Here is a 20,424-nt window from a genome sequence, read left to right as displayed (position 1 = left end):
GAAATCAGCCAAAATGGCAGGCTATAATTTTGTCGACCACAAATTCGATGTGGTGGTGGTCGGCGCCGGGGGTGCGGGCCTGCGTGCCACGCTCGGCATGGCCGAACAGGGCCTGCGCACCGCCTGCATCACCAAAGTGTTCCCGACGCGCTCGCACACGGTGGCCGCGCAAGGCGGCATTGCCGCTTCGCTGTCCAATATGGGTCCCGATTCCTGGCAGTGGCACATGTACGACACCGTCAAGGGGTCGGACTGGCTCGGCGATGTCGACGCCATGGAATATCTGGTGCGCGAAGCGCCGGCCGCGGTCTACGAGCTCGAGCACTATGGCGTGCCGTTCTCGCGCACCGAAGAGGGCAAGATCTACCAGCGGCCGTTCGGCGGCCACATGATGAATTACGGCGAAGGCCCGCCGGTGCAGCGCACCTGTGCCGCCGCCGACCGCACCGGCCACGCGATCCTGCACACGCTCTACGGCCAGTCGCTGAAGAACAACGCACAGTTCTTCATCGAGTATTTCGCCCTCGACCTGATCATGGAGCCGGATGGCACCTGCACCGGCGTCGTCGCCTGGAACCTCGACGACGGCACCATCCACCGTTTCTCGGCCAAGATGGTGGTGCTGGCGACCGGCGGCTATGGCCGCGCCTATTTCTCGGCCACCTCGGCGCACACCTGCACCGGCGACGGCGGCGGCATGGCGTCGCGGGCCGGTTTCCCGCTGCAGGACATGGAATTCGTGCAGTTCCATCCGACCGGCATCTACGGCGCCGGCTGCCTGATCACCGAAGGCGCGCGCGGCGAGGGCGGCTATCTCGTCAATTCCGAGGGCGAGCGCTTCATGGAGCGCTATGCGCCGTCGGCCAAGGACCTTGCCTCGCGCGACGTCGTCTCGCGCTGCATGACGCTGGAGATCCGCGAGGGTCGCGGCGTCGGCAAGAAGAAGGACCATATCTTCCTGCATCTCGACCATCTCGATCCGGCCGTGCTGCACGAGCGGCTGCCCGGCATTTCGGAATCGGCCAAGATCTTCGCCGGCGTCGACCTCACCAAGGAGCCGATCCCGGTGCTGCCGACGGTGCACTACAATATGGGCGGCGTGCCGACCAACTACTGGGGCGAGGTGCTGAACCCGACGACGCGCAGCCCCGACAAGGTGTCACCCGGGCTGATGGCGGTCGGCGAGGCCGGCTGCGCCTCGGTGCATGGCGCCAACCGGCTGGGCTCGAACTCGCTGATCGATCTCGTCGTGTTCGGCCGCGCCGCGGCAATCCGCGCCGGCCAGGTCATCGACCGCAAATCGGCGATCCCGTCACCCAACGAAGCCTCGGTCGAGAAGATCATGGATCGCTTCGACGGGCTGCGCCACGCCAATGGCTCGACGCCGACGGCCGTGCTGCGCGAGAAGATGCAGAAGGCGATGCAGGAAGACGCCGCCGTGTTCCGCACGCAGGAATCGCTGGAGAACGGCTGCAAGCGCATTTCGCAGATCTGGGGCGAGCTCAAGGACATCAAGGTGTTCGACCGCTCGATGATCTGGAACTCCGACCTGGTCGAGACGCTGGAGCTGGAAAACCTGATGGCCAACGCCATCACCACCGTCTATAGCGCCGAGGCACGCAAGGAGAGCCGCGGCGCGCATGCCCGTGAAGACTTTTCCGCGCGCGACGACGCCGCCTGGCGCAAGCACACGCTGGCCAGGGTGAGCGAAGACGGCAAGGTGACGCTCAGCTACCGGCCGGTGCACACCGAGCCGCTGCTGGCCGAGAAGGACGGCGGCATCAGCCTCGCCAAGATCGCGCCCAAGGCCAGGGTGTACTGACGATGGCGCCGGCGGCCACGGGATATTCCGGCAAGCCCCTTCCGGCCAAGCTCGGCCTGAGGGACGGCATGACTGCCGCTTTCATCGCGCTGCCGCCGGAGCTCGACGAACTGGCCGGCGCCGTCGATTTCGCAAAGGTCGACCGGCTGACCGAATGGTCTGACATTTCGGGCAGCCATCAAAGATACGACGCGGTGCACGCCTTCACCCGGCAGCGCACCGAGATCGAGGATCGCCTTGGCGATGTCGAGGCGGCGATCAAGCGCGACGGCATGGTCTGGGTGTCGTGGCCGAAGAAGGCCTCGAAAGTGCCGACCGACGTCACCGAGGGTGTCGTGCGCACCGAAGCGCTCAAGCGCGACCTTGTCGACGTCAAGGTCGCCGCCGTGAATGAAGTCTGGTCCGGGCTGAAGCTCGTCATCCGAAAGGACCTGAGGTAATGGTCGAACTCACGCTCCCCAAGAATTCGAAGATCCAGCAGGGCAAGACCTGGCCGAAGCCGGAAGGCGCCACAAATCTGCGGGAATACCGCATCTACCGCTGGTCGCCGGACGATGACGAGAACCCGCGCATCGACACCTATTTCGTCGACATGGACGATTGCGGGCCGATGGTGCTCGACGCGCTGCTGTGGATCAAGAACAAGATCGACCCGACGCTGACCTTGCGCCGCTCCTGCCGCGAAGGGATTTGCGGCTCCTGTGCCATGAACATCGACGGCTCCAACACGCTGGCCTGCACCAAGGGCTGCGACGACATTTCCGGTGCGGTCAAAGTCTACCCGCTGCCGCATATGCAGGTGGTCAAGGACCTGGTGCCCGACCTCACCAATTTCTACGCCCAGCATGCTTCGATCGAGCCGTGGCTGAAGACGGTGTCGCCGCAGCCGGCCAAGGAATGGTTGCAGAGCCATGAGGACCGCGAGAAGCTCGACGGGCTCTACGAGTGCATATTGTGCGCCTGCTGTTCGACCTCGTGCCCGAGCTATTGGTGGAACGGCGACCGCTATCTCGGTCCGGCAACCCTCTTGCAGGCCTATCGCTGGCTGATCGACAGCCGCGACGAGGCCAAGGGCGAGCGGCTCGACAATCTCGAAGACCCGTTCCGGCTCTATCGCTGCCACACCATCATGAACTGCGCGCAGACCTGCCCCAAGGGCCTGAACCCGGCCAAGGCGATCGCCGAGATCAAGAAGATGATGGTGGAGCGACGGGTCTGAAGCTGACGTTACCCGCTGACTTCTCCCCGGATGCCGTCACGGCCATCCGGGCGCGACTCGATCTGGTGCGAGGGCAGGGTGTAAAAATCCTGTTCGCCATCGAAAGCGGCAGTCGCGCCTGGGGGTTTCCGTCGCCCGACAGCGACTATGACTGCCGCTTTGTCTATATCAGGCCCGTGTCGGATCACCTCGTCCTGCAACAGCCGCGCGACGTCATCGAGTTTCCGATCGAAGGCGAGATCGATGCCGGCGGTTGGGATCTGCGCAAGGCCTTGCTGCTGGCGCTCAGTGGCAATGCGGTCATTGTCGAGTGGGCAAAGTCACCTATCGTCTACGAGGAAGTCGCGGGATTTCGCGCGCGCCTTCTGGAGCTGCTGGCCGAGATCGTCGATCCAGTGAAGGTATCGCACCACTATCTTGGGCTGGCGCGCTCACATGTCGCCAAGATCGGCAGTTTTTCAGGCGAGTTGAAGCTGAAGAAGTTGTTTTATCTGATCCGCCCGCCGGTGGCTCTCGACTGGATGGATCAGCGTGGCTTTGCCTGCTTGCCGCCGATGAACCTTGGCGAATGCCTGGACCAGACGGATGTGCCGGCGCCGGCAGCTGAGGAAATCCGCAGCCTGATCGAGCGGAAAGGCCGGACGCGGGAGATGGGATCCGGTCTTATCCCGACCGCGATCGCGCGCTATCTCGAAGCGCGCTATGGTCATCACGCAATGAACCTTGCCGCCCCGGTGCGGGATGATGCTCACCAGGCGCGCAGACATGCCCTTGCAACCGCGTTTTATCGCCAGGAGGCGGAACAGCGTTCGTGAGCGAAGACCTTCTCCCACACCGAAGTCCGCGCACGCGCTTGCCTGATTGAAAAAATAAGCAACCGGCCGCCCAAGCTGTTTGAGCAGAAGGGGCTGGTGTGGCCGATGTCCCGGCTCTTGTGTCGAACGCTGTCAGCTCAGATGGCCCGGCAGTTCTTGCTGGCTGCGCTGTCGTCCAGCCGGCCAGACGGGTGGCCGCGCCCGGTCTTGTTTCAAAAATGTCACTTGCTAGTCTGGGGCGCTGAGGGAGTCTTGGTGGCTAATATTAGCGACAGCTCAAGTAATTGATTCCAGGATGCGCACGATTACTTGTATTGCCTTAGTGTAGTTTTAATCCGTCATCGATATTCACTTTCGAGATCGCGGTTCGAGTGTAAAGCGGTGCGCGGCTTCATCGTGAATGGGTATTCAGTATCTGGGCCATTGATCAGCGCCACAACAGTCGGGTCGCTCACTTGGCTCGTGTCGCTGATCTATTTTCAGGACAAGGGGCTGATTGCGGCTCTCGGCCTGGGGGTTTTGATCGCGCTTCTCTGGCTTGACGGCTTCCGGGACAGGAAGGCGGATCGGCAAGGAAACAGGTGGTTCAGGCTCTATTTCTCGCTCTTCCCCTGCCTTCTGTTCCTTGTCTATGTCTATCTGGAAAGTGTCTTCGGCTATTTTGACTGGGGTGCGATGTTCATGCATGCCGGCGCCGGGATGCTTACGCCTGGTGTCGTTTTCGAGTATTTGTGGAATACCGGAAGCACGATGCTGGTTATTCTAATCGTTCTTTTCGGTCTCGGCGCATTGAAGGCACGCGGCACGCTGACCAGAGGATTGGATGTCGCCCTGATGGCGGTCTTCCTGGCGGCAAACCCGATGCTGACGCGTCCGATCGCGGCGGCGATTCATTCCAATCCGCTGCACGATTTCCTGTCCAAACGGTTCGTCGATATTGCCGCCTTGGCGGAGTCGCAGGTTGCGCCAGCGTCCGTGACGGCCGCGCCAAAAAACCTTGTTCATATTTTCATCGAGAGCGCCGAGCGCACCTACATGAACGAGGTGGAGTTTGGCGACGTGATGGCTCCGCTGCTGGAATTCGACAGGCGTGGCGTGTCGGCGAGCAACATGGTGCAGCTTGCCTACACCAACAATTCCATCTCAGGGATGGTCGCCGCGAATTGTGGAACGCCGCTGCTGATCACGTTCTTCACATCGCGCCAGTATCTGGAGGAGCATTCGCAATTCCTGCCTGGCCTGACCTGCCTGGGCGATGTCCTGAAGGCGCGGGGCTATCGGCAGAACTTTGTTACCGGTTGGCCACTCAGCTTCACCGGTCAGGGGACATTCTATTCCACCCATGGCTATTCATCGCTTTTCGGGGGGCCTGAAGTGGTGGCCGCCGTCGCCGGGCGCGGCAACAGTTTTGGCGCCGACGACGCCGAAGTCCTGGATCTAAGCTTCGACATTTTGCGGCATGCGCAGCGCGACGGCAAACCGTTCTCCCTGACGATCGCCGTCAGTGGCGGGCATGCCATGGATGGCTACCTGACCGACAAATGTATCGGCAAGACGGGCCTTTCCCCGCAAACGCCCAATATCCTCCATGCCGTGAAATGCACCAACATGCTCATTGCCGACTTCATTCACAAAGCCGAGGCCGAAGGTCTGATGGCGAACACCGTTCTGGCGCTGCAAAGCGACCATCTCAGTGCACCAAGCGCGGTGGCGGACCGCCTGAACAAGCATGAACGACGCAACTTTTTCTCCCTGTCGGGGGATGGCATTCCGGCCAAAACCTATGCCGGACTTTCGGGCACGATCGACATATTTCCCACCATTCTCGACGCGCTGGGCGTGCCGCCCCCCAATGGCCAGGCTGCCTTCGGCGTCTCGCTGCTTGGGGATCGGCCGACGCTGACCCAGGAACTCGGGCAGGACCAGTTCGATGGCGCGATCTATGCCGAGGATGTCCTCGTCAGATCCTTCTGGCGGCCGAAACCTGAGCGAAAGGCCGCGGCGGCCGGGGCTGATGCGCTCTAACTCTTTGTTTTGACGCAATTCCCAAGGGAAAGCGCTACGCGCTTTCCCGGGAAAACCGCTCACACTTTTCCTGGAATTGCTCTAGTGCCGAAGCGCGCCGGACTGAAAAGTGTGACGCTTCGTAGCGCATTCGTCGATCGAAAATGGGAGACGTTTTGCGAACGGTCATGGTATCGGAGGCTTTGGGTATAGAATCCATGAGCGAAGACCTTCCCATCCTCTCCCCCATCGAAGCGCGCGTGCTTGGCTGCCTGATCGAGAAGAAGGAGCTGACGCCGGATGTCTATCCGCTGACGCTCAACGCAGCCCTTGCCGCGGCCAACCAGAAGACGGCGCGTGACCCGGTCATGGCGCTGGAGCAGACGGAGGTGCACCGGGCGCTGAAGCTGCTCGAGCAGAAGGGGCTGGTGCGGCAGATGTTCGGCTCGCGCGTCGAGCGCTACGAGCATCAGATGGCGCAGCGCTTCTCGCTGACCACGCCGCAGACCGCCTTGATCGGCCTGCTCCTGCTGCGCGGGCCGCAGACGGCGCATGAACTGTTGGCTCGAGCCGAGCGCATGGCGCGGTTTTCGTCGATCGAAGATCTGCGGGGTGAACTCGACATGCTGATCGGCCGGCGGCCGCCGCTGGTCCAGGAAATCCCGCGCGGGCCAGGCCAGCGCGAGGATCGCTACGTGCATCTTCTCGCCGGCCCGGTGGACGTCGCGGCTTTATCGGCGCAGCGCAGTGCGCCGGCCATGCCTCACTCCGACCTGGAAGCGAGGTTGGAAGCGCTGGAGCAGGAAGTCGCTGCCCTTCGCGCCAGGCTCGACGCGCTGGGCGGCTGAGGCGGCCTGGAGTTGCTCGAATGAAAACGCCGGCTCTCAGGCCGGCGTTTGTCGCTTCAGGCCGCCCTGCTCAGCCGAGCCTTGCGTCGAGCGACACCTTGATGGCGCCGAGCGCCTTGGAGACCGGGCATTCGGCCTTGGCCTTCTCGGCCAGTTCCTTGAATTTCGCCGCATCGATGCCGGGCACCTTGCCGACCAGCGTGATCGCGCTGCCGGTAATGCCGGTGCCTGGAACCAGCGTCACCACCGCCTTGGCGTCGAGTTCGGCGGCGGGCGTGCCGTTCTCGGCCAGGAAGTGCGAAAGCTGCATGGCGTAGCAGCCGGCATGTGCCGCCGCGATCAGCTCTTCCGGGTTGGTGCCGGATTTGCCGCTTTCATCCTCGAAGCGCGCCTTGAACGAATAGGGCGTGCCCTTGAGCGTCCCGCTCTGGCTGTCGAGCGTGCCTTTGCCCTCTTTCAGATTGCCTTTCCAGACGGCGGTTGCGGTGCGGTCCATGAAGTCCTCCTTGGTTGTCGTGAACTTGGGGTTGTCGTGAACTTGGCCCGGGTGAAGCCCGGCGTCCGGTCAACTATAGCGCGGGTGGGCGCGAAGACCACTGCGCTGTTTGGACCACGGCACGATGACGGCTCATTGCCTTCGCAAAAAAAATCCGGGCAGGCCGGAAAAAATAGTCGCGCAAAAATGTCGACTTCCATCCAGCCCGTCCGTCCTGTGGGCGGCCATGGGATTTGTGGCCTGATGGAGGTTCACATGGACAATCTGTTTTTCGCACTTTGGAAGAGCCCGGGCCAAGGGCCTGAGCGACAGGAAGACTTCTGGCTGGATCCGCCGGCGCCCGTCTTCGGACGGCTGCTGGCGGCGGTCGCCATCATCGGGGTCGCGGCATGCCTTCTCGACCATGCGGCGGTCGAGGGCAAGGCTGACACGCTCGTCATCGCATCTTATGGTTGGTCTCAGCAGGGGAGCTCGCAATGAAATATGTCTGCCTGGTCTATGGTGAGGAAAAGGACCTCTACGCATTGACCGTAGAGCGCGGGGCCAAGCTCGACGCCGATTCACTGGCTTATGACAGGTCCCTGGACCAGGAGGGCAAGCTGATCATCGCGCAGGCGCTGCAATCGGTGAGAACGTCGAAGTCGGTGCGACGGCGCAAGGGCAAGCGCCTCGTCACCGACGGCCCCTTCGCCGAAACCAAGGAGCAGCTGCTCGGCTTCGTCATGGTCGAGGCCGACAACCTCGACGAAGCGCTGGACATCGCCGCCGGTATTCCGCTGGCCGAACTCGGCACGGTCGAGGTCCGGGCGATCTACGACATACCGGGGTCATAGGCGGCGCCTGGCTTGGCGGCTCGGCCTGCAACCGGCTTGTTTAATCGCCTAAGCTTCACCAGCCGCAAATTGAATTTTCTTCGCCGCAGGCAACCCGCGCGTGTTGAAGCAGCGCGACAGTTCTCCTATCGTCGCGCGGGATTACTGGGGGACTACCACATGCCTTTCCTGATTGCTGTCCTTGGCGTGCTGGGAGCGGCGGCGTTCTGGTGGTATCGGATGAAGGCCATGAACGACGCCGCGCGCGAGGTCGCCGATGTCGTCGGGCGCGTGCAAGGCAACATCAGGCGCAAGAAGCTGCGCAAGCAGGCGGCCCTATCGCCGCTGACGGCGATCGACGATCCGGTGGTGGCCGCCGCGACGCTGATCACCGCGATCGTTTCCGAGAACGGCCCCGTGCTGCCGCAGCGCGAGGCCGTCATCCGCGCGGTGATCTCCGAGATCGCCGACAAGAAGAAGACCGACGAGGCGGTGATCTACGCCAAATGGGCGGCGGCGCAGATCGATGACACCACGATCGTCATCGACAAGCTGGCGCCGTTCCTGCGCGAACGTCTCGACGTCGCCGAGCGCAACGATCTGCTGCAGATGGTCAATCGCGCGGCCCAGGGCGGCGAGAAGAAACTGGAGATAGCCGACCAGCGCATGCTGCGGCTGCGGCAGAAGCTGGGCTTCGAGGTCAACTGATCGCACACCTGGCGATTGGCGGAAACGACCATCGCTTCGTTGGGTGCGCCAGTGAGGCGCTCAGATCGCCTCGCCTTTCAGCAGCCTCGGCGTGCCGGCGGATAACCCCGACGCCTGGCGGATGAAAAACTCCTTCAGGCGCGGCATGCGTTCGACGAGGCCGAGGCCGATGTCGCGGACGGTGCGCAGCGGGGTGATGTCGTTGGAAAACAGCCGGTTCAGCACATCCGTCGTGATGCCCATCTGTACCGTGTCGAAGCGGCGCCATTGCTGGTAGCGTTCGAGCACGTCGAGCGCGCCGATGTCCTGGCCGAGCCGGTCGGCCTCGACGATCACTTCGGCGAGTGCTGCCACATCCTTGAAGCCGAGATTGAGGCCCTGGCCGGCGATCGGATGGATGCCGTGGGCGGCGTCGCCGGCAAGCGCCACGCGCGGCGCCACGAAGGCGCGCGCGATGGTGAGGCCGAGCGGCCAGGCGCGCGGCTTGTCGGCGACGCGGATTTCGCCGAGCTTCAGGCCGAAACGCTGTTCGAGTTCATGCTCGAAGACTAGGTCGTCGCCTTCCACCAGCGCTTTGGCATCTTCCGCGCGTTCGACCCAGACGATCGACGAGCGGTTTGTGCCGTCCTCCTCGGGTTTCAGCGGCAGCGTGGCGAAGGGGCCGGCCGGCAAAAAGTGCTCTTCGGCGCGGCCATTGTGCGGGCGTTCATGCGCCACGGTGCAGACGATGCCGGACTGGCCATAGTCCCACTTCACCGTCTTGATGCCGGCCATGTCGCGCAGCTTCGAATTGACGCCGTCGGCGGCGACCAGCAGCCGTGCCGTCAGCGCCGCCCCATCGGCCAGATGAACCGTGATGCCGGCGCCATTGGTCTCGAAACTCTGCACGGCGACGCCTTCGATGATGTCGATGCCGAGTTTTTCAGCTCTGGCGCGCAAGGCGCCGTTGAGCGACTTGTTGGCGACCATATGGGCGAAGGGCTCGCCCGGCGCGACTTCGCCGCCAAAGGTCAGGAAGACCGGGCGCACTGGATCGGCGCTGCGCGAATCGGTGATGATCATCTCGGTGATCGCCTGCGCCTGTGGCGCGATCTCGGCCCAGACACCGAGCTGGTCGAGCATGCGGCAAGCGGCAGCGGCAATGGCCGAGGCGCGGCCGTCGCGTTGCCAGGCGCCGGCGGGCGCGGCGTCGACCAGCGCCACGGCCAGATGGGGTCGCGCCTGTTTCAGCGAGACGGCGGTGGCCAGGCCGACATAGCCGGCGCCGGCGACGAGAACATCGAGCCCGGATATGGTCTTGGCGTCCGCCTTGCGTTCCATTGTCTTGGCTCCTTGCGCGCCGGCCCGGACCTGCGCCCTTGACGGCTCGTTCTTCCTGTCGGAAACCGCCATAGCAATTTTGCGGCGAGGTCACAAAACATGACGGCGGCGATCGACGAGCTTCTGAGCATTCTCGACCTCGAGAGGCTGGAACACAATCTGTATCGTGGTCGCAGCCCCCAGGTGGAGTGGCAGCGCGTCTTCGGCGGCCAGACCATCGCCCAGGCGCTTGTGGCGGCGCAGCGGACGGTGGAACCGGACCGCTTCGTGCATTCGCTGCACGGCTATTTCATGCGGCCGGGCGACATCAGGGTGCCGATCGTCTACGAGGTCGACCGCATCCGCGACGGCGGCTCCTTCACCACCCGGCGCGTGCTGGCGATCCAGCACGGACAGGCGATCTTTTCGCTGGAAGCCTCGTTCCAGGTCGACGAAAAGGGGCTGGAACACCAATTCGCACTGCCTGACGACGTGCCGCCGCCGGAAGGGCTGCCGACGCAGCGCCAGCTGCTCGAAAGAGCCGAACGTGTGCCGGAGGCGGTGCGCCGCTTCTGGGCACGCGAACGGCCGCTGGAGCTCAGGCCGGTCAATCTCCAGCACTATGAAAGCCGCGACAAGCTGCCGCCCCGGCAGAATGTCTGGATCCGCCTTGCCGGCCCGGTTCCCGATGACCGCGCGCTGCAATCGGTGCTGCTCGCCTATCTCTCCGACATGACGCTGCTGGACACCTCGACCTTCGCGCATGGACGTGGCCTGTTCGATCCCGACATCCAGGCGGCGAGTCTCGACCATTCGATGTGGTTCCACCGGCCGCACTCGCTCGACGGCTGGCTGCTCTATGCGCAGGACAGCCCATCGAGCTCGGGATCGCGCGGCTTCAGTCGAGGCACGCTCTATGCGCGCGACGGCACGCTGATCGCCTCGATGGCCCAGGAAGGGTTGATCCGGCTCAAGCGTTGAGCATTGCGAGTCTTGTTTGAGCAGGATCACTGACAAACGAAAACCGTTTGTCCGGGAAAACCCGGCTCGGCTTTTCGGGATCGTGCTCAAAGCCGGCAAATTAGGCAAAATCGAAAAATTGCATAATTTTTGAGCACATGGCGTGCCGCAGGCATTGGCACTCGCTGCCTCCAATCCCCTCATTCCCTTTGTTTACAACAGGTTAACAGGCTGCTTCGGCACTTGGCACGGAGCTTGAATCCTTGTGGGCACTCTCCGGCTCTTTGGGATCGGTGAAGTCGTGCAAACGCGGGGGACCGCAACAGCAAAGGGTGAAACCTTATGAAAATCGTGATGGCAATCATCAAGCCGTTCAAGCTGGACGAGGTACGCGAAGCGCTTACCGCCGTCGGCATCCAGGGCCTGACCGTCACCGAAGTCAAAGGCTACGGGCGTCAGAAGGGACATACGGAAATCTATCGCGGAGCGGAATACGCGGTCAGTTTCCTGCCGAAGATCAAGATCGAGGTCGCTGTCAGTGCCGATACGGTCGACAAGGCCGTCGAAGCCATCACCGCCGCGGCCAAGACCGGCCAGATCGGCGACGGCAAGATCTTCGTTTTCGGCATCGATCAGGCGGTGCGCATCCGCACCGGCGAAACAGACACCGACGCGCTCTGAGCGGCGAACACGTATTCCAATGGAGAGTTCAATGAATATTTCTTCCACCTTGAAGACAACGGGACGGGCGGCCCTGCTGGGCTCGCTTGCTCTGGCAGCATTGGGCAGCGTCGCCGCCTTTGCGCAGGAAGCCGCTCCGGCCGCTGCCGCAGCCGCCCCGGCTGCCGCTCCCACCCCGGTGCTCGACACCGGCAACACCGCCTGGATGCTGACCTCGACGGCCCTGGTGCTGATGATGACCATTCCGGGCCTGGCGCTGTTCTACGGCGGCATGGTGCGCAAGAAGAACGTGCTCGCCACCATCATGCAGAGCTTCGCCATCACCTGCCTGGTGACGGTGCTGTGGTTCATGTTCGGCTATTCGCTGGCCTTCTCCGACGGCGGCGGCATGAATGCCTATCTCGGCGGCTTCTCGAAATTCTTCCATCACGGCATCACGGTCTCGACGCTCTGGCTGCCGGGGGTCTCGAACATTCCTGAATTCGTCTTCTCGATGTTCCAGATGACCTTCGCCATCATCACACCTGCCCTCATCGCCGGCGCCTTCGCCGAGCGCATGAAGTTCTCGGCGCTGCTGCTGTTCATGGCGCTGTGGTTGATCGTGGTCTATTGCCCGATCGCACATTGGGTCTGGGGTGGCGGCTTCCTCGGCACGGCTGGCGTGCTCGACTTCGCCGGCGGTACGGTCGTCCACATCAACGCCGGTGTCGCGGGCCTGGTCTGCGCGCTGGTTCTTGGCAAGCGCGAAGGCTACGGCACCACCAACATGGCGCCGCACAACCTGGTCTATTCGGTGATCGGCGCTTCGCTGCTGTGGGTCGGCTGGTTCGGCTTCAACGCCGGTTCGGAACTGGCGGCGGACGGTCTTGCCGGCGCTGCGATGATGAACACGCAGGTCGCCACCGCTGCCGCCGCGCTCGCCTGGATGTTCGCTGAATGGATCGTCGCCAAGAAGCCCTCGGTGCTCGGCATCATCTCGGGTGCCGTCGCCGGCCTCGTCGCGGTGACGCCGGCTTCCGGCTTCGTCAACCCGACCGGCGCTTTCATCATCGGCATCGTTGCCGGCGTGCTCTGCTACATCTCGGCGGTCAAGGTGAAGCACATGTTCGGCTATGACGACTCGCTCGATGCCTTCGGCGTGCACGGCGTCGGCGGCATCATCGGTGCGCTGCTCACCGGCGCGCTGGCCGATCCGGCGATCAACGCGCTCGGCAAGGGCGGCTCTGTGGTCACCCAGCTCTACGGCATCGTCTTCACCATCCTGTGGACGGCGATCGCCACCTTCGTGATCCTCTACATCGTCAAGGCGCTGGTCGGCCTGCGTCCGACGACCCAGGAAGAGGTCGAAGGCCTCGACATCTCCCAGCATGGCGAAGTGGTGCCGTAAGGCCAGCCTCGCCAACGGGGCCGGCGGATCCTCCTCCCGCCGGCCCCATTGTCCCTCACGCAATTCCCGGGAGAATCGCAATCCGGCTCTCCCAGGGACTGCTCCAGAGATCCCGTCGTGACGCTCCCGCAAGGAGCTCACGCCTTGAGGCCCGGATTGTTTCCGGGCCTCTTTTTTGGTAAAATGTTCTGTCTATACCCCTGGTTCGCGCAATCACGTTCGCGTGATGGACCCTTGGGAAGAAACATCGACCGCTTTGGTTCCGAACTGTGGGGGCGATCGTCGTTCTGACGCTCGTGCAAAAACAGGGAGGAACTTTCTCATGAACCTCAAGAATATCTGCCTTGGAGCGCTCGCTCTTTCGATGGTTGGTGGCATGGCATTTGCCGGTGCTCTGGATGAACCGGCCAACATGGCGCCGTTCTTCACCGATTCCAGCATGAAAACCATGAAGCCGGAGGCGGACTTCAAGGCAGCCTGGGCCTCGACGGCTAAGGACAAGCAGGACAAGATGATGAAGGAGTGCCAGGACGCGGCGATGAGCAAGCCTCACGCCGAATTCTGCGCCAACCTGATGATGTATGCCGGTCACAAATGATTGCACGAGGTCGGGTCCGGAGGGCCCGACCGTTTTATAGCCGAACGATGGCGGGTGCCCGCCATCGCTTCGTTTGCCAGTGCGCTTTGGCGGAGACCGCAGGCGGTCCCGATGCCGTCCGCTGGCGGAGTCTATCCGCCGATCCCATCGTCCATCATGGTGTTTGTCAGCGCCTCATAGGCACTGCTGCAGGTCTGGGAATGGGGGCAATTCCAGACAATCAACGTCGGCGCCACCGTCAGTATGGCCGCAATCAGAATTTGCAGGCCAAGATCTGGCACCCCAAATCCCTTGCCGAGGAGAGCCCTGCACAGAAAATACAGGCCCTGTATCAGGCAGGCGGAGGCGAGCAGGTGCAGGAGTGGGCCGGTCGCCCTGGCAAAGGGTGTCACGTAACCATCCGGAAAGCCCACCATCCCGAGCTCGGCAAACCAGTGCACGGCGAGCAGGAGACTAAGCGCCGCCCAAGCGAGAGCCGCCACGCGAAGGAAGGTAGACCGCATGCCTCTACCCACCCCTGGCGGTCGCACGGCGACGTTGCACATCCTGCCCGCTTCCACTTCAACCTGAAGTGACATGATCTCAACCGCTTATAGTTAATGCCCCCTTAACCTTCCCACCGATAGTCTGGCGTTCGAATCTGCCGGAGTGCGTCATGTGCTCGGGCCAGGCAATCACTGACGGGGAAGAGCATGCGTTCAGGGGCTTCAGCACCGCTCGCGATGACCGATACGGGGCACGGCATCCAGGCTTTCGCGCGGCGCCAGGTCGGCCGGCTGGTCGGCGCCGGCATGTTTCTGGCTGTAGCCTTCGGGGTTGCCAGCCTCGCCACCTGGAACGTTGCCGATCCAAGCTTCTCGCACGCCACCAACAACACCGTCACCAACGCCATGGGCTATGCCGGCGCGGTTTTCTCCGATCTCGCCATGCAGTTCTTCGGCCTTGCTGCGGTCGCCGCGCTGGTTCCGGCTGTCATCTGGGGGTACCTGCTGTTTTCGGCGCGCGGTGTCGACAGGCTGCCCAAGCGCGGGCTGTTCTGGTTCGGCTTCGCCCTGCTCGCCGCCGCGATCGCCGGCTGCATCGTTCCGCCCAAGACCTGGCCGCTGCCCACCGGCCTCGGCGGCGTGTTCGGCGACATGGTGCTCAAGATTCCCGGCGTCCTGATCGGCGGCTATCCGACCGGGCTGATCGCCAGCGTGCTCGCCGTGCTGCTGGCCGGGCCGACGCTCTGGCTGTTCGCCTTTGGCTCGGCGTTGATCGGGCGCAAGAACGGCTTCGCCGTGATGGAAGAGCCGGCGGCAGCGGACCCGCGCGAGGACGATCTTCTGTTCGACAATGAAGAGGATGAGGGCGACGAGGGCATATTAGCGCTCGGCGCCATCACTCATTGGTGGCTGTCGCTGCGCGCGTGGATGCATCGCCGCGCGGTGCGCCGCAGGCAGGAACGCGACGAATACGAGCCGGAGATGGAGCCGCGCGCCAGCGCCTGGCGGCGCGCTGCCGAGCGCGTGGAATCGGCCGAATTCGCCGAGCAACGGATGAGCCCGGGTGGCCGCGCCCGCGTCGAGCCGGAATTCTTCGCCGCCATGGTCAATGACCGCAGCGTTTCCGTGGATCCGGACGATGACGATATCTTCGACCGTGACGACGAGGACATGGATTTCGACGACGAGCCCGTCGCCCAGCGCCGTGCGGCCCCCGCCGCCAAGGTACAGCAGTTCCGTTCGGATGCCGCCACCCGCGTCGAGGCGCCGGCGCCGCGCCCGGCGCCTGGCGCGCGCGTCCAGCGCGAGGCGCAGACCTCGCTGATCGGCTCGGACAAATTCGAAATGCCGTCGCTGCATTTCCTGTCCGAACCGAAGAATGTCGCGCGCGACCCAAGTCTCTCCAAGGACGCGCTGGAACAGAATGCGCGCCTGCTTGAAGGCGTGCTGGAGGATTTCGGCGTCAAGGGCGAGATCATCGCCGTGCGCCCGGGTCCCGTCGTCACCCTCTATGAGCTGGAACCCGCGCCCGGCATCAAATCGTCGCGCGTCATCGGCCTCTCCGACGACATCGCCCGCTCGATGAGCGCGATCGCCTGCCGCGTCGCCGTGGTGCCCGGCCGCAACGCCATCGGTATCGAGCTGCCGAACGCCAAGCGCGAGACGGTGTATCTGCGCGAGATCATGGCCAGCCGCGATTTCGAGACGACCAAGGCAAAACTGGCGCTGGCGCTGGGCAAGACCATCAATGGCGAGGCCGTCATCGTCGACATCGCCAAGATGCCGCACGTGCTGGTCGCCGGCACCACTGGCTCCGGCAAGTCGGTCGCCATCAACACCATGATCCTGTCGCTGCTCTACCGGCTGACGCCGCAGGAATGCCGGCTGATCATGATCGATCCGAAGATGCTGGAACTCTCCGTCTATGACGGCATCCCGCACCTGCTCACGCCTGTTGTCACCGATCCGAAGAAGGCGGTGGTGGCGCTGAAATGGACTGTGCGCGAGATGGAGGACCGCTACCGCAAGATGTCCAAGGTCGGCGTGCGCAACATCGACGGTTTCAACGCCCGCGTTCAGCTGGCCGAGAAAAAGGGCGAAAAAATCTCGCGCACCGTGCAGACCGGTTTCGACCGCCAGACCGGCGAGGCGATCTACGAGACGGAGGACCTCGATCTCGAGCCGATGCCCTATATCGTCGTCATCATCGACGAAATGGCCGACCTGATGATGGTCGCCGGCAAGGACATCGAAGGCGCGGTGCAGCGCCTGGCGCAGATGGCGCGCGCCGCCGGCATCCATGTCATCATGGCGACGCAGCGTCCGTCGGTCGACGTCATCACCGGCACCATCAAGGCCAATTTCCCGACCCGCATCTCCTTCCAGGTGACGTCGAAGATCGACAGCCGCACCATTCTGGGCGAGCAGGGCGCTGAGCAGCTGCTCGGCATGGGCGACATGCTCTACATGGCCGGCGGCGGCCGCATCCAGCGCGTGCACGGCCCCTTCGTCTCCGACGACGAGGTCGAAAAGATCGTCGGGCACCTGAAACTGCAGGGCGTGCCCGAATATCTCGACGCCATCACCGAGGACGACGACGAGGACGACGACGAACCGTCCGGCAAGGGCGCTGGCTCCGGTGGCGGTGGCGGCGGCAATTTCGAGGATTCCGACGATCCCTACGACCAGGCGGTGGCGGTGGTGCTGCGCGACGGCAAGGCGTCGACCAGTTACATCCAGCGCCGGCTCGGCATCGGCTACAACCGCGCCGCCTCGATCATCGAGAAGATGGAGAAGGAAGGCATTGTCGGCCCGGCAAACCATGCGGGAAAACGCGAAATCCTGGTGCCGACCGAGGACGACAAGTTCTGATGGCGGGGCGTTCACGGCAACTTTGAACCCTCTGGCGCGTTCAAGCAATTAAGCAGCGTTCGCCCCGCCAAACTTCAGCCCAACTGGGGGTTCAGGACAGCGACAGATACAGGAATCACCACGAGAGTGACCGACATGAAAAACGATCTTTCCAAGCTCAGCGATTTTGCCCCGACCCGCCGCCAGCTCCTCGGCCTCGGCCTTGTCGCTGCCGGTGCGGCCGCCTTCAACGTGGTGCCCGGGTTCGAGCTTCTGGCCTCGGCGCAGGCGGCGGTGCCCGCCGCCGCGCAGAAGATCGCCGACCATTTTTCCTCGGTCAAATCGATGAGCGGCGAATTCGTGCAGTTCGGCCCTAAGGGCGAGCAGACCGGTGGCAAATTCTTCCTCGAGCGGCCGGGCAAGATCCGCTTCAACTATGACGGGGCGTCGAATTTCAAGGTGATCTCCGACGGCAAGTCGGTGGTCATCCTCAACAAGAAAATGAACACGTCGGACCTTTATCCGTTGTCGAAGACGCCGCTGAAGCTGCTGCTCGATGACCGGATCGACCTCTCCGGCGACCGCGTCAAAAGCGTCAAGGAAGAAGACGACCTCACCACCATCCAGCTTTCCGACAAGGCGGTGTTCGGCAACGCGCGCATCACCATGATGTTCGATCCGAAAACCTATGATCTGCGCCAGTGGACGATCACCGACGCGCAGGGCAAGGACACGACGGTGATGATCTTCAACACCAAGGAAGGCGTCAGCTTCGCGCCCGACACCTTTGCCATCGACTATACGGCGAACCGCGAGCTGAACACCAAGACAAGATAGCTCCCGTCGCTACGGCAAGTTTGCGGGGGCGGCGCTGAAACCAGCTTCTTTCTCCCCGTTTACGGGGAGAAATGCCCGGCAGGGCAATGAAGGGGGCAGCGCCGAGATCAATAACTGGCGCCCGGCTTGTCTTTGCTGCCTGCGGCTGGCAGTTTCCGGACCGACCCCTCAAAAGGCGTCTTCTCCGTCAGGACCTATCGATCCTGGCTGGCTGCACGCTGTCCGGATTGCCAAATGCCCTTTTCCATCGCCACCTGGAACATCAACTCCGTGCGCCTGCGTATGCCGATCGTCGAGCGGCTGCTCGATGAATACGCCCCCGATGTGCTCTGCTTGCAGGAAACGAAAGTGCCCGATGAGCTGTTTCCCGAAAAGGCATTCCGCAGGCTTGGCTACCAGTACATCGCCTTTCATGGCCAGAAGGGCTATCACGGCGTCGCCACGGTGGCGCGGCGGCCGATCGAGGTGGTCGAAAAGCGCCGCTTCTGCGACATCGAGGACAGCCGGCATCTGTCGGTGACGGTGCGCGCCGGCGGCAAGACGATCCTGCTGCACAATTTCTACGTTCCGGCGGGTGGCGACGAGCCCGATCCCGAAATCAACAAGAAATTCAAGCACAAGCTCGACTTTGTCGCCGAGATGAACGCCATCCGCGCCGAGCACACAGAGGTGTCTGCCTCGGTGCTGGTCGGCGACCTCAACATCGCGCCGCTCGAGCACGACGTCTGGTCGCACAAGCAATTGCTCAACGTGGTCAGCCACACGCCGGTCGAGACCGAAAACTTCGAGGCGATGCGGCTCGCCGGCAATTGGGTCGACCTGATGCGGCACAACGTGCCATTGGACCAGAAGCTCTACACTTGGTGGAGTTATCGCGCACAGGATTGGGAGCTGTCCAATCGCGGCCGGCGGCTCGACCATGTCTGGTCGTCGCCCAATCTGGTGCAGGATTTCGCCGGCTACGAAATCCTGCGGGCGGCGCGCGGCTGGGAGCGGCCGTCGGACCATGTTCCCGTCATCGCACGGTTCGATCTGGATTAGGTGTGCCGAAGCGCCCGCCAATTCGTCATGCTATAGCGGAGCGACGCGAAGCGGAGCGCAGACCCCTGGAGCTGCTCCGCAGCCCAAGGGGTCTGCGTGACGGTGCTTCGCTCTTGCTTCGCGTTAGGATGACGAAGGGTGGAGGGCGGCTGCGGCTAATGTAGTTCCTGCCTGCGACCGACAATCGCTCTCACTTACCCGAAAACCGAGGCGCCAGTTCCTCGATGCGGCGGATCATGTCCTGGAATTCCTCGGAGATGCGCTGGTGCAGCTTCACCGCCACTTCCGGATATTCCTCCAGGATGCGGCGGAACATCTTGCGGCTGAGCCGGATCACTTCCGAGTCGATTTCGGCCGACGCGCTGGTCAGCCGGTTGGTGTCGGCGATCAATGCCAGTTCGCTCAGCATGGTGCCGGGGCCGACGGTGCCGATCGGGATGCGTTCGCCACTCTGCTCGCGATAGAGCACGATGCGTCCGCTGACCACCACATAGGCCGAATCGGCCTCGTCGTCCTCGCGGTAAAGCTTGTGGTTGGCCTGCAGCAGGGTGGTCTCGGCGCCGAAGGCGAGCAGGCGCAGCTGTTCCTGCGTGAAACCCTCGAAGAGCCTCACGGCGGACAGGATGCGGATGTCGTCATCCAACGCCATCTCTAGCTGCGTCCCCGAACGGTCAGTCCAATCCCTCCTTCACGAGTCGATCCTTAATCCCCTCCACAGGATCGCACCCGAAAGCGGTCCCGCCCAGACCGCTCCATCCATCTAGTTTTCGCAATTCCGGACGGAAAACCGCCCACACTTTTCCTGGAATTGCTCATTGGATAGTGAAATGTTTAAGGAACCAGCTTGTAGCCACCGCTTTCTGTCACAAGAATTTCCGCATTGGAAGGATCGCGCTCGATCTTCTGGCGCAGCCGGTAGACATGGGTTTCCAGCGTGTGCGTGGTGACGCCGGAATTGTAGCCCCAGACTTCCTCGAGCAGCACGTCGCGGGTCACCACCTTCTGGTCGGCACGGTAGAGATATTTGATGATCGAGGCTTCCTTCTCCGTCAGTCGCACCTTGCCGCCACGCGGGTCGATGAGCAGCTTCTGGCTGGGCTTGAAGGTGTAGGGGCCGACCGAGAAGGTGGCGTCCTCGCTCTGCTCGTGCTGCCGCAGCTGGGCACGGATGCGCGCCAGCAGAACCGCGAAGCGGAACGGCTTGGTCACATAGTCGTTGGCGCCGGCCTCGAGACCCAGAATCGTGTCCGAATCGGTGTCGTGGCCGGTCAGCATGATGATGGGCGCCTTGTAGCCGCCTTTGCGCAGGATCTTGACGGCCTCGCGGCCGTCCATGTCGGGCAGGCCGACATCCATGATGAGCAGGTCGATGAGGCCGCCGCGTGCCGCGGTGACGCCTTTTGCCGCAGTCGCTTCCTGCAGCACGTCGAATTCCTCGTAGAGGGCGAGTTGCTCGACCAGCGTGCCGCGCAGGTCGTCGTCGTCGTCGACGATTAGGATGGTGCGTGAAGTCATGGATCAATCCGTTGTTTTGAAAATGAAATTCAGTTGACCGCTGCGTA

The 20,424-nt window shown here is 63.0% G+C and carries 21 protein-coding genes; 16 read left to right on the top strand and 5 right to left on the bottom strand.

The window, feature by feature from the left end:
- Positions 1-13: 13 nt before the first annotated feature.
- The 6 genes from sdhA (at position 14) to MAFF_RS17645 (ending at position 6,708) form a co-directional block, all read left to right on the top strand.
- Positions 14-1,822 carry a succinate dehydrogenase flavoprotein subunit gene (sdhA, locus tag MAFF_RS17670; RefSeq protein ID WP_010912303.1) on the top strand — a complete coding sequence of 603 codons (1,809 nt, stop codon included), beginning with the start codon at positions 14-16 and terminating at the stop codon, positions 1,820-1,822.
- Between the two features lie 2 nt (positions 1,823-1,824).
- The gene (locus tag MAFF_RS17665) at positions 1,825-2,262 is read left to right on the top strand and encodes a DUF3052 family protein (protein ID WP_010912302.1); all 438 of its coding nucleotides are present in this window, start codon (positions 1,825-1,827) and stop codon (positions 2,260-2,262) included.
- The gene (locus MAFF_RS17660; protein WP_010912301.1) at positions 2,262-3,041 is read left to right on the top strand and encodes a succinate dehydrogenase iron-sulfur subunit; all 780 of its coding nucleotides are present in this window, start codon (positions 2,262-2,264) and stop codon (positions 3,039-3,041) included. Before MAFF_RS17665 ends, MAFF_RS17660 begins: the two co-directional genes overlap by 1 nt.
- A 65-nt stretch (positions 3,042-3,106) precedes the next feature.
- On the top strand, positions 3,107-3,856 hold the full coding sequence (locus MAFF_RS17655; protein WP_010912300.1) for a nucleotidyltransferase domain-containing protein: 750 nt from the start codon (positions 3,107-3,109) through the stop codon (positions 3,854-3,856).
- Between the two features lie 309 nt (positions 3,857-4,165).
- Positions 4,166-5,881, top strand: a complete 1,716-nt coding sequence (locus MAFF_RS17650; protein WP_244420805.1) for a sulfatase-like hydrolase/transferase — start codon at positions 4,166-4,168, stop codon at positions 5,879-5,881.
- Positions 5,882-6,078: 197 nt separating this feature from the next.
- Positions 6,079-6,708: a YceH family protein gene (locus MAFF_RS17645; RefSeq protein ID WP_010912298.1), complete on the top strand. Its 630-nt coding sequence runs from the start codon at positions 6,079-6,081 to the stop codon at positions 6,706-6,708.
- A gap of 70 nt (positions 6,709-6,778) precedes the next feature.
- Here MAFF_RS17645 and MAFF_RS17640 read toward each other — a convergent pair whose 3' ends face one another.
- Positions 6,779-7,204, bottom strand: coding sequence for an OsmC family protein (locus tag MAFF_RS17640; RefSeq protein ID WP_010912297.1), 426 nt, complete (start codon positions 7,202-7,204; stop codon positions 6,779-6,781).
- Positions 7,205-7,459: 255 nt separating this feature from the next.
- Here MAFF_RS17640 and MAFF_RS17635 point away from each other — a divergent pair, with 255 nt between their 5' ends.
- The 3 genes from MAFF_RS17635 to MAFF_RS17625 all read left to right on the top strand — a co-directional run bounded on the left by MAFF_RS17635 (position 7,460) and on the right by MAFF_RS17625 (position 8,724).
- On the top strand, positions 7,460-7,684 hold the full coding sequence (locus tag MAFF_RS17635) for a hypothetical protein (RefSeq protein WP_044548450.1): 225 nt from the start codon (positions 7,460-7,462) through the stop codon (positions 7,682-7,684).
- Entirely contained in the window at positions 7,681-8,037 is a 357-nt protein-coding gene (locus MAFF_RS17630) for a YciI family protein (RefSeq protein ID WP_010912295.1), read from the top strand. The genes MAFF_RS17635 and MAFF_RS17630 overlap by 4 nt, the downstream gene beginning before the upstream one ends.
- 159 nt (positions 8,038-8,196) lie before the next feature.
- Positions 8,197-8,724: a hypothetical protein gene (locus MAFF_RS17625; protein ID WP_010912294.1), complete on the top strand. Its 528-nt coding sequence runs from the start codon at positions 8,197-8,199 to the stop codon at positions 8,722-8,724.
- Between the two features lie 60 nt (positions 8,725-8,784).
- On the opposite strand, the gene MAFF_RS17620 is transcribed toward MAFF_RS17625, so the two are convergent.
- On the bottom strand, positions 8,785-10,044 hold the full coding sequence (locus tag MAFF_RS17620; protein ID WP_010912293.1) for a ubiquinone biosynthesis hydroxylase: 1,260 nt from the start codon (positions 10,042-10,044) through the stop codon (positions 8,785-8,787).
- Positions 10,045-10,143: 99 nt separating this feature from the next.
- On the opposite strand from MAFF_RS17620, the gene tesB reads away from it, so the two are divergent.
- The 4 genes from tesB (at position 10,144) to MAFF_RS17600 (ending at position 13,649) form a co-directional block, all read left to right on the top strand.
- A complete protein-coding gene (tesB, locus tag MAFF_RS17615; protein WP_010912292.1) occupies positions 10,144-11,004 on the top strand; it encodes an acyl-CoA thioesterase II in 861 nt (286 codons plus the stop codon).
- Positions 11,005-11,325: 321 nt separating this feature from the next.
- Entirely contained in the window at positions 11,326-11,664 is a 339-nt protein-coding gene (locus MAFF_RS17610) for a P-II family nitrogen regulator (protein ID WP_010912291.1), read from the top strand.
- Between the two features lie 31 nt (positions 11,665-11,695).
- Positions 11,696-13,051: an ammonium transporter gene (locus tag MAFF_RS17605; protein ID WP_010912290.1), complete on the top strand. Its 1,356-nt coding sequence runs from the start codon at positions 11,696-11,698 to the stop codon at positions 13,049-13,051.
- Positions 13,052-13,373: 322 nt separating this feature from the next.
- Positions 13,374-13,649 (top strand): hypothetical protein, encoded by a 276-nt coding sequence (locus MAFF_RS17600; protein ID WP_032932224.1) that lies wholly within the window; start codon positions 13,374-13,376, stop codon positions 13,647-13,649.
- 131 nt (positions 13,650-13,780) lie between these two features.
- Here the strand turns inward: MAFF_RS17600 and MAFF_RS17595 are convergent, their stop codons facing one another.
- On the bottom strand, positions 13,781-14,152 hold the full coding sequence (locus MAFF_RS17595) for a hypothetical protein (RefSeq protein WP_044551023.1): 372 nt from the start codon (positions 14,150-14,152) through the stop codon (positions 13,781-13,783).
- 189 nt (positions 14,153-14,341) lie between these two features.
- On the opposite strand from MAFF_RS17595, the gene MAFF_RS17590 reads away from it, so the two are divergent.
- From MAFF_RS17590 to MAFF_RS17580, 3 genes are all read left to right on the top strand, one after another.
- Positions 14,342-17,005, top strand: a complete 2,664-nt coding sequence (locus MAFF_RS17590) for a DNA translocase FtsK (protein ID WP_010912288.1) — start codon at positions 14,342-14,344, stop codon at positions 17,003-17,005.
- A 135-nt stretch (positions 17,006-17,140) separates the two neighbouring features.
- The gene (locus tag MAFF_RS17585; protein WP_032932222.1) at positions 17,141-17,821 is read left to right on the top strand and encodes an outer-membrane lipoprotein carrier protein LolA; all 681 of its coding nucleotides are present in this window, start codon (positions 17,141-17,143) and stop codon (positions 17,819-17,821) included.
- Between the two features lie 234 nt (positions 17,822-18,055).
- A complete protein-coding gene (locus tag MAFF_RS17580; RefSeq protein ID WP_010912286.1) occupies positions 18,056-18,862 on the top strand; it encodes an exodeoxyribonuclease III in 807 nt (268 codons plus the stop codon).
- 190 nt (positions 18,863-19,052) lie between these two features.
- Here the strand turns inward: MAFF_RS17580 and MAFF_RS17575 are convergent, their stop codons facing one another.
- Positions 19,053-19,511, bottom strand: a complete 459-nt coding sequence (locus MAFF_RS17575) for a Crp/Fnr family transcriptional regulator (protein WP_010912285.1) — start codon at positions 19,509-19,511, stop codon at positions 19,053-19,055.
- A 182-nt stretch (positions 19,512-19,693) separates the two neighbouring features.
- Positions 19,694-20,377, bottom strand: coding sequence for a response regulator transcription factor (locus MAFF_RS17570; RefSeq protein ID WP_010912284.1), 684 nt, complete (start codon positions 20,375-20,377; stop codon positions 19,694-19,696).
- Between the last annotated feature and the right edge of the window lie 47 nt (positions 20,378-20,424).

Origin of the sequence: Mesorhizobium japonicum MAFF 303099, from assembly GCF_000009625.1 — a bacterium.
Taxonomy (GTDB): domain Bacteria; phylum Pseudomonadota; class Alphaproteobacteria; order Rhizobiales; family Rhizobiaceae; genus Mesorhizobium; species Mesorhizobium japonicum.
Note: the sequence above shows the minus strand (reverse complement) of the source record. Positions and strands in the feature narration are given on the sequence as shown.